We start from the raw sequence: 12,577 nt of genomic DNA, 5'->3' as shown, positions 1-12,577 counted from the left end.
GGAGGGTAAGTCATGGCCACTTTGGACCAGACCCAGGTGAAAGAAGGTGTCGATCAGGAAACCGTGGATGCGGTTCGTGAGGTCGGCACATATAAATATGGCTGGAATACCAATATCGAGATGGAATACGCCCCCAAAGGCGTGAACCCTGATATCGTCCGTCTGATCTCGGGGAAAAACGATGAGCCTGAGTGGATGACCGAATGGCGTTTGGCCGCGTTCGAGCGTTGGACCAAAATGGAAGAGCCCAAATGGGCGATGGTTCACTATCCGCCAATCGATTTTCAGAACCAGTATTACTATGCCCGCCCCAAATCGATGGAAGAGAAACCCAAATCTCTGGATGAGGTTGATCCAAAGCTGCTCGCCACTTACGAAAAGCTTGGTATCCCTCTGAAAGAACAGATGATTCTGGCTGGTGTCGAAGGTGCTGAGGATGCTCCCGCCGAGGGCCGCAAGGTTGCGGTCGATGCAGTGTTTGACTCGGTTTCCGTGGGTACCACCTTTCAGGCCGAACTGAAAAAGGCAGGCGTGATCTTTTGCTCGATCTCTGAGGCAATCAAAGAGCATCCTGAGCTGGTCAAGAAGTACCTGGGAACCGTGGTTCCCGTATCGGACAACTTCTATGCAACGTTGAATTCAGCTGTATTCTCGGATGGCTCATTCGTCTACATCCCGCCGGGCGTTCGCTGCCCGATGGAACTAAGCACGTATTTCCGCATCAACGCCGAGAACACCGGTCAGTTCGAACGCACCCTGATCATTGCTGACAAGGGCTCGTACGTCTCATATCTGGAAGGCTGTACCGCACCCCAACGTGACACGGCACAACTGCATGCTGCCGTGGTCGAGATCATCGTCGAAGAAGATGCCGAGGTGAAATACTCGACTGTTCAGAACTGGTTTCCGGGGGATGAAAACGGCAAGGGCGGTATCTATAACTTCGTGACCAAACGCGCCGACTGCCGGGGTGACCGGTCGAAGGTGATGTGGACGCAGGTGGAAACCGGATCGGCCGTGACATGGAAATACCCGTCCTGCATCCTGCGCGGCAATGAAAGCCAGGGTGAGTTCTATTCGATCGCGATTGCCAACAATTATCAACAGGCCGACACCGGCACCAAGATGATTCATCTGGGCAGGAACACCAAGTCGCGCATCGTGTCCAAGGGCATCAGCGCGGGCAAGGCCCAGAACACCTATCGTGGGCTTGTGTCGATGCACCCGAAAGCCAAGGACAGCCGGAACTACACGCAGTGTGACAGTCTGCTGATCGGCGACAAATGCGGTGCACATACGGTTCCCTATATCGAGGTCAAGAACAACTCGAGCCGCGTTGAGCACGAGGCGACGACGTCAAAAGTGGATGACGATCAGCTGTTCTACTGCCGTCAGCGCGGCATGGACGAGGAAGAAGCCGTGGCCCTGGTGGTCAACGGGTTCTGCAAGGACGTGCTTCAGGCGCTTCCGATGGAGTTTGCGATGGAAGCACAGCAGTTGGTGGCCATCTCACTTGAAGGGTCGGTTGGGTGATGACGCAGTCACCCAGAACCCGCATCCGTAAGGATGATGTGTTGACCTGGCTTGGGTACGCATTGCCGGTTCTGGGGGGGCTGCTTGGCGTGGCCTACGTCAACACCCATTACATGGAATTCATCAACCCGGTTTGGGCGGTAGGTGGCGGGGCGATCCTAGGTTGGATCCTCGCCAGACTGATCCGCAGATTACTGGGCTAGAACAATGCGGGGCCAAGACGCCCCTTGCGATACGCAAAAGGACAAAAAATGCTGGAAATCAAAAACCTGCACGTACAGCTTGAAGAAGAAGACAAGCAGATCCTCAAAGGTGTGGACCTGACGGTCGAGGCTGGCAAGGTACACGCGATCATGGGTCCGAACGGGTCGGGCAAATCGACCCTTAGCTATGTTCTGTCGGGGCGCGACGGGTACGAAGTGACCGAAGGTTCGGCCACTCTGGACGGTCAGAACCTGCTGGAGATGGAACCGGAAGAGCGCGCGGCAGCAGGTGTTTTCCTGGCCTTCCAATACCCGGTTGAAATCCCCGGCGTTGGCAACATGACGTTCCTGCGCACCGCGGTAAACGCGCAGCGCAAGGCCCGTGGCGAAGAGGAACTGTCTGCCGCAGACTTTCTGAAAGAGGTGCGTGCCAAAGCAAAGACGCTAAAGATCGACGCGGATATGCTCAAGCGCCCGGTCAATGTTGGTTTTTCGGGCGGTGAGAAAAAGCGTAACGAAATCCTGCAGATGGCCATGCTTGAACCCAAGATGTGCATCATGGACGAAACCGACTCGGGCCTTGATGTGGACGCGATGAAACTGGTGGCCGAAGGTGTGAATGCCCTGCGGGACGAAGGCCGTGGGTTCCTGGTGATCACGCATTATCAGCGCCTGCTGGATCACATCAAACCGGATGTTGTGCATATCATGGCCAATGGTCGCATCGTTAAGACGGGCGGACCTGAACTGGCGCTTGAGGTTGAAAACAACGGTTATGCCGACATTCTGGCCGAGGTGAACTGATGGCTTTGCCGCAAGCGAAACAATCCGCAACCGAGGCGCGTCTGGCTACGTTGATCATGCCCGATGCGGGCTGCACCCGTGGTGCACGCGAAGACGCTTTGGCGCGTGTTCTGGAATCCGGCCTGCCGGGGCGCCGGGATGAGTATTGGAAATACACTCAACCCGATAGTCTGATTTCTGCCGAGGCTTTGCCTGCGGCGGTGTTTATCAATGATGAACCGGTGCTTTTCAACGACCTTGACCGTTTGAAAATTGTTTTTGTCGACGGGGTCTTCAGCGCCGAGGAATCCGATGACCTGTCGCTGGACGGTGTCAAGATCGACCGGATTGAAGACATCTGCTGCAAAGACATTCATTGGGCAAAAGACCTGTATGGCGTTCTGGAAGCGCGCGGCCAGTCCCCGGTTCAACGCCCGTTGGCTGCATTGAACACGGCTTTTGCGTCGGACGGCGTTGCCATTCACGTTACGGGCAAACCCTCCAAACCGATCAACCTGATCTATCGTCATGCCTCGCCGACATCCGACGCGATCCTGCATCACGTTATTCGCGTGGAAAGCGGGGCCGAGGTGACTATTCTTGAATCCGGCCCGGCGGCGTCGCGTTTCAACAAATGTACAGAGATTGAAATTGCCGACAAGGGGACGCTGCATCATGTGCGGGCGCAGGGCAGGGACCACGAACGTCGCGCCGCGACCCATATGTTCACGCGTTTGGGGGCAGAGTCGGTCTACAAGTCCTTCACCTTGACTGCGAATGGGGTGCTGACCCGTAACGAACAGGTCGTTGAACTGACCGGCGACAATGCGGTGGCGCATGTGGCCGGGGCCTGTGTTGGGGATGGTGATTTCCACCATGATGACACGGTGTTCATCACCCATGACGCGGTGAATTGCGAAAGCCGTCAGGTCTTTAAGAAAGTGCTTCGCAACGGTGCGACCGGAGTGTTTCAGGGCAAGATCCTTGTAAAGCAAGGGGCCCAGAAAACCGATGGTTACCAAATCAGTCAATCGCTGCTTTTAGATGATGACAGCCAGTTCCTCGCTAAACCGGAACTTGAGATCTACGCCGATGACGTGGCATGTTCCCATGGCTCAACCTCGGGTGCGATTGACGATACGGCGTTGTTCTATCTTCGGTCACGGGGTGTTCCGGTCAAGGACGCGACCAACATGTTGACGCTGGCATTCCTGGCCGAAGCAGTGGATGAGATCGAAGACAGCACTTTGGCAGATGAAATCGTAAGCCGTCTGGAAGGGTGGCTGGCGCGCCGAAGCTGATGGCCCTGTCGTCGGATATCCTAGCAACGTACAAGGGGCCGGGGCGGGTGGTGCGCAGGCTTCTGGATATGGGTCAACGAGAAGACCGGGCGCTGATCTTTGTTATGGCGTTTTGTGTGGTGGCATTAATCGCCCAGATGCCTGGCCTTGCGCGCAAAGCGCATCTGGAAGGCGTTGAGCTGAACATGCTTTTGGGTGGTGCTCTGCTCGGATCCGTGTTCATTCTGCCCTTGGTCTTTTACACGCTGGCACTGGTGTCTCATTGGGCGGCGCGCTTGTTTGGCGGTCAGGGAAGCGCTTATGGTGCGCGCCTGGCGTTGTTCTGGGCGCTGTTGTCGTCTGCACCGCTGGTTCTGCTGAACGGCCTTGTCGCCGGGTTTATCGGACCAGGGCCTACATTGACGATTGTGGGTCTTGTCTGGGTTGCTGTTTTTGTCTGGTTCTGGGTATCCGGTCTCAGACAAGTGCAAAGGTCCGTCGCATGAATTCGAGTTTTCTGGGAAATATGGCTGTCCTGACGATCAGGAACCCGGCCGAAGCGGCGCGACGGCTGATGGCGCTCAAGCTGGGGCGAGAAGTGCTTTGGCTGGCATTTGCACTGGCGGTCGTTTTGAACTGCGTTGTCCAATTGGGAATAGGTTTGTCAATAACAATGGCGGCAGGCCAACCCTCTCCGGCGCTCGAAAGCATTCCCATGGTTTTGGTGCACTCGGCCGGGGCCATGATGCTGAGCATCGTCGCATTCCTGCTGGTCGGGCGAATGCTTGGAGGTCTGGCGAAGTTCGATGATCTGATGGTTTTGACGATCTGGCTGCAATTCCTGCAAATAGCCGCCTTGGTCGTGACGCTGATCTTGAGCCTGACCCTACCGTTCCTGATGATGATGTCATTGTTGGCGACAGCAATCCTGAGCCTTTACGTCACGCTTCATTTTCTGAACGAAGCGCATCAACTCGGGTCGCTCTGGAAATCCTTTGCGGTAATTGTGTTGTCAGCCCTTGTCGCCATCCCCTTCGTTCTGTTTCTAAGCCCAACCGGGCCCGTCTAGGAATACCTCTCTTATGTATGATGTGCAGAAAATCCGCTCTGACTTTCCGATCTTGTCGCGTCAGGTGAATGGCAAGCCTTTGACGTATCTCGACAATGGTGCTTCGGCTCAGAAACCTCAGGTGGTCATTGACGCGGTGACGCGGGCCTATGCCGAGGAGTATTCGAATGTCCATCGTGGCCTGCATTTCCTGTCCAATCTTGCGACAGAGAAATACGAGGCCGTTCGTGGCACGATCGCGCGGTTTCTGGGGGCATCGAACGAGAATGAGATCGTCCTGAACTCTGGTACGACCGAAGGGATCAACCTGGTCGCTTATGGCTGGGCTATGCCGCGACTTGAAGCGGGCGATGAGATTGTTCTGAGTGTGATGGAGCACCATGCAAACATCGTACCCTGGCATTTCCTGCGCGAACGACAGGGCGTCGTGCTGAAATGGGTCGACGTCGACGCAGAGGGCGGGCTTGACCCGCAGGCGGTAATCGATGCAATCGGACCGAAAACCAAGCTGGTTGCAGTGACACACTGCTCGAACGTGCTGGGTACGGTTGTAGATGTGAAAGCCATAACTGATGGTGCCCACGCCAAGGGCGTCCCGGTTCTGGTTGATGGCAGTCAGGGTGCCGTTCACATGCCGGTAAATGTCGAAGAAATAGGGTGCGATTTCTACGCGATCACAGGCCACAAGCTTTATGGGCCGTCAGGGTCAGGTGCGATTTACATCAAATCCAAACGCATGGCCGAAATGCGCCCCTTTATCGGTGGCGGCGACATGATCAAAGAGGTCAGCAAGGATCAGATCATCTATAATGACCCGCCAATGAAGTTCGAGGCCGGCACGCCGGGGATCGTACAGACCATCGGTCTTGGCGTGGCGCTGGAGTATATGATGGACCTGGGGATGGAAAACATCGCAGCTCATGAATCCAGCTTGCGCGATTACGCGATGCAACGTCTGACTGGGCTGAACTGGTTGCAGGTTCAAGGCACTCGCCCGGACAAGGCCGCGATTTTCAGCTTTACGCTGGACGGTGCTGGCCATGCTCACGACGTCTCAACCATTCTCGACAAGAAAGGTGTAGCGGTTCGCGCCGGTCACCACTGTGCCGGGCCGCTGATGGACCATCTGGGGGTGACTGCAACATGCCGCGCCAGCTTTGGTCTCTATAACACTACCGATGAAGTTGATACACTGATCGAAGCGCTTGAATTGGCGCATGATCTGTTTGCCTGATTTTGGTTTTGATAAGAGTGCGGCAATCGCGATTTGCAGTTGCACCCGGATTGGAACAAGGTTAGCTAACGGCCAAGGCACCTGTAGCTCAGCTGGATAGAGCGCTGCCCTCCGAAGGCAGAGGCCAGAGGTTCGAATCCTCTCAGGTGCGCCACCCTGTATTCAACGTCGGATTGAATTCGGAAGCCCTGAACAGTGGGCTTGTCATTTGGCTCGCTTAGCGCATTGATTGGGCAGTCATTGCAACGGCTCGCAAGCTAATAATCATAGCTGAGTTGCAGTGCTTGAGGGAGAGATATTCTGTCAGGTGCCGAGAATAGCAAATTAGCAGACTTGGCGGCTCTGCCGCCAATCGCTACGACTACGAGAAAACCGACCGGAAGATACAGTCAGAATAGGTTCTGAACAGACCAAAAGCGTCCGGGTGTTACCCGCGCCAGGTGCGAACCACGCCACAATCCATGTGTACGAAGTTCGATCCATAATACTGACCAACTCCGCCTGCGCGGCACGACATCGCTGCCTTGGCCATCTGTGAAACCGAGCGGGAGGCAAGGCGCAGATCAGCTGCTTGCCCTTCCATATGAAGCGAATTGCGCGCCACACGGCGCGACCGGGAGCGCAGCATTGCGTTGGTCTGAGGAGAGCGATAGCCTGACAACAGCATATAGGGTTCGTTGACATCCAGCAGGTTGTGTGATGCCGCCATGATATCAATCGTGCGCAAATCGATGGATTTTACCTGATCTGTGCGCCAATCACGCATGAAGTTGTTCACTTCTTTGACAGCGTCCTTGATATACTTACCATCGACCCAATAGATCATATCCAACCGTTCGCCAGTGCGACCGGAATACATACGAATGCGACGAATATCGCCGCCACCGCGTAAAAAGCCTGCTGCGTTGGAGTAGGTGGGTGCTGCTACGACTGCCGTTGCTGCAAACGCTCCCAATAGGGCACGCCGGGTCAAGCCCGAGGAACTGCTCTCTGTCATTTTAGTTTCGTCCCGTACTGTTCCTGCCTGCACACGATGTTACGTGCACTGTCTTAATTATTCCCATCCCAGATGCGGAATGTATGGCACAATCGGAATCGACGGCCAAGAAGTGTTTCAATTGCACCTTTTCAAGGGGGAAATTTCGGCAGTTTTTTGCGCATATGTCACAGCGAATCACGAAAATTTCGCAGTTGTGGGCTTTGGGTCACCCTGCCGATGCAAACGCGCATCAGGCCCACGAAGAAGCGAATTGGTAAGGATTTCGTGAGTGGACAAGCGTTCTGACGCGACTGCATAATCGTGCGACGTATCAATCACCAGTTCAAGCTATTGAATTTCAAGGCCATCCTATGCTTTCCGTTCTCCGCACCAGTACCAGCATCCTGTTTGCCGCGTGTTTCGTGGCTACTGCATCTGTCGCCAATACGTCGCCTGAAGCGGTGCCAGGGACTGCGTTTCAGATGGCGATTGCTGAACATACGCCGCAGGCGCCGCAATTGGTCGAATTCTACCGGGCGAACGGGTTTTCGCCAGTTTGGGTGGGTGATACGCCCGAACACACACGGCGCCGGGCGGCGCTGATCAATGCGCTTACGAATGCGCATCTGCATGGCCTGCCACAGGCCGAGCCGACTGTTGCCGCCGTGATGGAGAAGATGGAAAAGGCCCGTTCGGTGCGCGATCTCGGTGCTGTTGAAGCAGAGCTGAGCCGTATCTTTGTCGAATACGCCGACGCGCTTTACGCAGGCATAATCCGGCCCAGCAGTGTCGATGAGGGGCTGGTTCGATCCGTAGATCGTCGCAGCGCGGCCGAGCATTTGCAGGGAATAAACACTCAGGGCGCGGCCTACTTTGCAGCCCTGTCACCGCAAACACATCAATACCGCGCGCTGATGAAGCAGAAGCTGGTTCTGGAAAAACTGGTGTTCCAGGGCGGATGGGGGCCAACAGCGCCCGAAAACAAGCTGGAATACGGTGATACCGGACCGAATGTTGTCAAGCTGCGCGACCGTCTGGTGGTGATGGGTTACATGAAACCATCCGCCAGCCCGTCTTTCGACAACGCGTTGTTGGAAGGTGTACGCACCTTTCAAACAGCGCATGGGCTTGAACCCGATGGCGTGGCGGGCAAGGGGACGATTGCCGAGATTAACCGTCCAGCCACAGACCGGTTGAAAGCCGTTTACGTTGCGTTGGAACGCGAACGCTGGCTGCCTCGGGAACGAGGTACGCGTCATATCCTTGTGAACCAAGCCGATTTCTCAGCCAAGATCGTGGACGACGGGCAAGTCACTTTTGAAACCCGCGCAGTCATCGGTAAAAATGCTCATGATCGCAGAAGTCCGGAGTTTTCGGATGAGATGGAGCATATGGTGATTAACCCAAGTTGGCATGTTCCCCGCTCGATCGTGACCAAGGAATACCTGCCGAAGCTGCAATCAAACCCGAATGCCGTGGGCCATATTCTGATAACTGACAGAAGCGGCAGGCAAGTCGATCGGAGTGCGGTGGATTTTACCCAGTTTACGACCAGAAATTTTCCTTTCGCAATGCGCCAACCGCCCAGCCAAAGCAATGCGCTGGGTCTGGTGAAGTTCATGTTCCCCAATAAGCACAACATCTATCTGCATGATACTCCACAGAAAAACCTGTTCTCGCGTGAGGTTCGGGCCTTTTCACATGGGTGTATCCGCTTGGCCCAGCCCTTTGAATTTGCTTACGCCTTGCTGGCCAAACAGGAGGAAGATCCAAAGGCATTCTTCCATCGCGTTCTGAACACCGGAAAAGAAACCAAAGTCAATCTGGAGCAGAAAGTTCCGGTGCATCTGATTTATCGCACGGCCTATATCGGGCCCAAAGGCGAAGTGCAGTATCGCCGCGATGTTTATGGGCGGGACGGCAAGATTTGGGAAGCCTTGCAAAAGGCAGGGGTGGCCCTGCCGGACGTTCAGGGGTAAGCACAGGGCAAATCCTGCCAAAAGGAAGCCCGCCATGCAGTTTACCATACAACAGATCGCCGAGTCTCTGGGGGCAGAATGTCAGGGCGATGGCGGCCTGACGATCGTGCGCGCCGCCGAACCGGGCGACGCAGGTCCGACAGATTTGGCGATGGCTATGTCTCCGAAATATGCCGAGGCGCTTGCCAACGGAGCCGCACGTGCGGCTGTCCTTTGGGAAGGGGCCGACTGGCAGGCGATGGGACTGCGTGCCGCGATCTTTGTCAAACGTCCCCGCATGGCCATGGCTGGCATCACGGCCATGCTGGATCGGGGGCAGGGAGTTGAACCCGGGATTCACCCCTCGGCCGTGATCGACCCGACCGCTGAAATCGGTCGGGATGTGGCGATTGGTCCGTTGGTTGTTGTGGGCGCGCGCGCCCGGATCGGCGCAGGCTCTGTCATAGGGGCACAGTGCGTGGTGGGAATGGACGCCATATTGGGCGACCAGGCGGTGTTGCGCGAAATGGTCAGCATTGGCGCACGGGCGCGGATCGGAGATCGCTTTATCGCGCAACCCGGTGCCCGGATCGGAGGGGACGGGTTTAGCTTCGTAACACCCGAAGTCTCGGGCGTCGAAAATGTACGCAAGACAATGGGCGATCAGGGTGAGGCCAAAGCACAGAGCTGGCTGCGCATTCATTCGTTGGGTGCGGTGGAAATCGGTGATGACGTCGAAGTCGGCGCGAATTGTACAATCGATAATGGCACGATCCGAAACACTTGTATCGGCAACGGATCCAAGTTGGATAATCTGGTCCATGTCGGGCACAACACTCGCGTCGGTCAGGACTGCCTGCTGTGCGGTCAGACTGGTGTGTCGGGATCGGTTGAGATCGGAAACAACGTGGTTCTGGGTGGTCAGACCGGCGTTGTCGACAACATATTCATCGGGGACGGGGTTATTGCCGGAGGCGGCACCAAGATACTGTCCAATGTTCCCGCCGGCCGCGTGATCATGGGGTATCCCGGCGTCAAAATGGAAACGCATACGGATATCTACAAGGCGCAACGACGCTTGCCCCGCATGGCCCGCGACGTCGAGGCACTCAAAAAGGCTGTTTTCAAACAGACCCCGAGCGATTAAATCAACCTCAAACTGATAATCAGGGGATCGACATGAGCATCAGCGACCGCGTCATCGCGATCATTGCAGAGCAGGCCGTTCTGGAGCCATCGGATGTAACGCCCGAAAGCACGCTGGAAGATCTGGGTATCGACAGCCTTGGACTGGTCGAAAGCATATTTGCCATCGAGGAAGAGTTCGACATTTCGATTCCTTTCAATGCCAACGAACCCGAGGCCAGTGATTTTGATATCTCGAATGTAGCTGCGATCATCTCTGGGATCGAAAAGCTTGTGTCGGAAAAGGTCTGACAAACGCTCATGAAACGCGTTGTCATAACCGGAGCGGGTACGATCAATTCGCTGGGCCATTCGGTCCCTGACACGCTGGAAGCCATGCGCGAAGGTCGTTGTGGTATTTCCGATCTGGAATTTCGGGATGTCGACCGGTTGGCCATCAAGATCGGCGGACAGGTCCGGGGGTTCGAGGCAGAAGGGCGGTTCAACCGACAGCAGATGTCGCTGTACGACCGCTTCACCCAATTCACCCTGACGGCAGCCAAAGAGGCGATTGAGCAGTCGGGTATCGAGTTTCATGGCGAACTTGCAGCCAGATCAGGTGTTGTTCTGGGGACTGCGGGCGGTGGTGTTTCGACTTGGGATGACAATTACCGTTCGGTTTATGAGGATGGAAAAAACAGGGTACATCCCTTTGTCGTTCCAAAACTCATGAACAATGCTGCCGCAAGCCACGTTTCCATGGAACACAACCTGAAGGGCCCAAGTTTCACGGTCTCGACAGCATGTGCGTCGTCAAATCATGCGATGGCTCAGGCTTTTCAGATGGTGCGTAGTGGCGCGGCTCCGGTCATGGTAACGGGGGGCTCGGAATCCATGCTGTGTTTCGGCGGTGTCAAAGCCTGGGAAGGGTTGCGCGTGATGTCGAAAGACGCATGTCGCCCTTTCAGTGCCAACCGCAACGGAATGGTGCAGGGTGAAGGGGCAGGTGTCTTTGTTTTTGAAGAATACGAACACGCCCGGGCCCGAGGTGCCGAAATTCTGTGCGAAGTTGTCGGCTTTGCCATGTCATCGGATGCCTCGGACATTGTGATGCCCAGCAAACAAGGGGCCGCGCGTGCCATGGCTGGTGCTTTGGCCGATGCGAAGCTGAACGCAAAAGATGTGGGCTATATCAACGCTCATGGCACCGGAACGGCTGCAAATGACAAAACCGAATGCGCAGCTGTGGCCGACGTATTTGGCCCACACGCCGACGATCTGATGATCTCGTCCACGAAATCCATGCACGGTCATCTGATTGGCGGGACCGGCGCGGTTGAGCTGCTGGCCTGTATCATGGCGCTGCGGGACGGTGTCATTGCACCGACGATCGGATATGAGGAACCGGACCCGGAATGCGCGTTGGACGTCGTACCGAACGAAGCGCGCGAGGCAAAGGTCGACGTCGCTCTCAGCAACGCATTCGCCTTTGGTGGGTTAAATGCCGTACTGGCCCTGAAGCGGGTTTAGTGAAAAAGCCGCCGTTACTAATACGGCGGCTTCCACGGATGTTTTTTTCTTAGTTTGTGTTGACGTTCAGAGCGTCAAAGCCCGATGTGAAGCCGGAGAGCGACATGTCCATTTCAAGAACCTGATCCGGGAAACGGGCTGGAACCAGCGAAAACGTCGCTTTAGTGCCAGCTTTCATCGCATCGATATCCCCTTGGCTAAGACCTAATTGCGCGATGCAGCCCACGGGAACGCATTGGTGATAGTTGTACAATTTACGCGGAGCGCCATCGATTGACAGGGCCAGTTGCGCTTGCAGCAGTGTTTCCAGGGGTACGATGACGTTTGCCCAAGCAACGGCGGCACCACCTTCCGGCAGTTTCCCGATCGATACTTCTGCGATCGGATCACCATTGTTGCCTTCCAGAACCTGAACGATGGCACAAGGATCCTCGCCTTCCTGTGCCTTGATACAGGATACGTCCCAATCGCCGAATTCTTCCTTTACGAACTGTTCTCCGACCCGGGGTCCTTCCTGACCTAGGTCCAGACCAGCGTCTGGCGCGGTTGTGGTTGTGTCTTGTGCATACGCTGCTCCGGACAGCAGAACGGCGGCGACCGTGTTGAACGAAAGGATTTTCTTGAACATGAATGCCTCGGGTTGATGATTGATCTTTTTGCTTCGTTTAACACTCTTCTGAACCAGTGTCAGGCACTAACAGAACAGCCTTTGCGAAGGTGAACGGATTCTTGCCTGAGGGCTGGAACCGCACCTTCGGAGATTAGAAAAAGGGAGCTGTTCGACCAGCTCCCTTCCCCATAAGTTTCTCCCCGTCGGACTGGCCGACTTATTTATGCGCAAACCCTACGTAAGGGGCGCACACGGGTCAACAGCTATCCTCAA

At 55.6% G+C, this 12,577-nt stretch carries 13 protein-coding genes and 1 tRNA gene; 12 read left to right on the top strand and 2 right to left on the bottom strand.

The genetic code is table 11. The features are described 5' to 3' along the window. The first annotated feature begins 12 nt into the window (after positions 1–12). The 8 genes from sufB to ACR0BK_RS01760 all read left to right on the top strand — a co-directional run bounded on the left by sufB (position 13) and on the right by ACR0BK_RS01760 (position 6,256). Entirely contained in the window at positions 13–1,533 is a 1,521-nt protein-coding gene (sufB, locus tag ACR0BK_RS01795; protein WP_480553529.1) for a Fe-S cluster assembly protein SufB, read from the top strand. Beyond that, positions 1,533–1,736 (top strand): hypothetical protein, encoded by a 204-nt coding sequence (locus ACR0BK_RS01790; protein ID WP_480517060.1) that lies wholly within the window; start codon positions 1,533–1,535, stop codon positions 1,734–1,736. The genes sufB and ACR0BK_RS01790 overlap by 1 nt, the downstream gene beginning before the upstream one ends. A 48-nt stretch (positions 1,737–1,784) precedes the next feature. Then, the gene (gene sufC / locus ACR0BK_RS01785; protein ID WP_480472823.1) at positions 1,785–2,540 is read left to right on the top strand and encodes a Fe-S cluster assembly ATPase SufC; all 756 of its coding nucleotides are present in this window, start codon (positions 1,785–1,787) and stop codon (positions 2,538–2,540) included. Further along, a complete protein-coding gene (gene sufD / locus ACR0BK_RS01780; protein ID WP_480472821.1) occupies positions 2,540–3,820 on the top strand; it encodes a Fe-S cluster assembly protein SufD in 1,281 nt (426 codons plus the stop codon). The genes sufC and sufD overlap by 1 nt, the downstream gene beginning before the upstream one ends. Then, positions 3,820–4,305, top strand: coding sequence for a YIP1 family protein (locus ACR0BK_RS01775; protein WP_480553881.1), 486 nt, complete (start codon positions 3,820–3,822; stop codon positions 4,303–4,305). Before sufD ends, ACR0BK_RS01775 begins: the two co-directional genes overlap by 1 nt. Beyond that, on the top strand, positions 4,302–4,868 hold the full coding sequence (locus tag ACR0BK_RS01770; RefSeq protein WP_480553527.1) for a YIP1 family protein: 567 nt from the start codon (positions 4,302–4,304) through the stop codon (positions 4,866–4,868). The genes ACR0BK_RS01775 and ACR0BK_RS01770 overlap by 4 nt, the downstream gene beginning before the upstream one ends. Before the next feature lie 13 nt (positions 4,869–4,881). Further along, positions 4,882–6,102 carry a cysteine desulfurase gene (locus ACR0BK_RS01765; protein ID WP_480505150.1) on the top strand — a complete coding sequence of 407 codons (1,221 nt, stop codon included), beginning with the start codon at positions 4,882–4,884 and terminating at the stop codon, positions 6,100–6,102. A 77-nt stretch (positions 6,103–6,179) separates the two neighbouring features. Continuing rightward, positions 6,180–6,256 (top strand) — tRNA-Arg (locus ACR0BK_RS01760). Positions 6,257–6,529: 273 nt separating this feature from the next. Here ACR0BK_RS01760 and mepK read toward each other — a convergent pair. Beyond that, complete coding sequence (gene mepK, locus ACR0BK_RS01755) at positions 6,530–7,099, bottom strand: peptidoglycan L,D-endopeptidase MepK (RefSeq protein WP_480472813.1); 570 nt, start codon at positions 7,097–7,099, stop codon at positions 6,530–6,532. A gap of 353 nt (positions 7,100–7,452) precedes the next feature. On the opposite strand from mepK, the gene ACR0BK_RS01750 reads away from it, so the two are divergent. The 4 genes from ACR0BK_RS01750 to ACR0BK_RS01735 are packed head-to-tail and all read left to right on the top strand — an operon-like array spanning position 7,453 to position 11,694. After that, a complete protein-coding gene (locus ACR0BK_RS01750; RefSeq protein WP_480553525.1) occupies positions 7,453–9,060 on the top strand; it encodes a L,D-transpeptidase family protein in 1,608 nt (535 codons plus the stop codon). A gap of 34 nt (positions 9,061–9,094) precedes the next feature. Beyond that, entirely contained in the window at positions 9,095–10,186 is a 1,092-nt protein-coding gene (locus ACR0BK_RS01745; protein WP_480472809.1) for a UDP-3-O-(3-hydroxymyristoyl)glucosamine N-acyltransferase, read from the top strand. A gap of 32 nt (positions 10,187–10,218) precedes the next feature. Then, positions 10,219–10,476, top strand: a complete 258-nt coding sequence (locus ACR0BK_RS01740; RefSeq protein WP_480472807.1) for an acyl carrier protein — start codon at positions 10,219–10,221, stop codon at positions 10,474–10,476. Positions 10,477–10,485: 9 nt separating this feature from the next. After that, positions 10,486–11,694 (top strand): beta-ketoacyl-[acyl-carrier-protein] synthase family protein, encoded by a 1,209-nt coding sequence (locus tag ACR0BK_RS01735; protein ID WP_480472805.1) that lies wholly within the window; start codon positions 10,486–10,488, stop codon positions 11,692–11,694. A gap of 49 nt (positions 11,695–11,743) precedes the next feature. Here the strand turns inward: ACR0BK_RS01735 and ACR0BK_RS01730 are convergent, their stop codons facing one another. After that, complete coding sequence (locus tag ACR0BK_RS01730; protein ID WP_480472803.1) at positions 11,744–12,322, bottom strand: invasion associated locus B family protein; 579 nt, start codon at positions 12,320–12,322, stop codon at positions 11,744–11,746. Positions 12,323–12,577 lie beyond the last annotated feature (255 nt).

This window comes from Ruegeria sp. AF1 (assembly GCF_056542125.1).
Note: the sequence above shows the minus strand (reverse complement) of the source record. Positions and strands in the feature narration are given on the sequence as shown.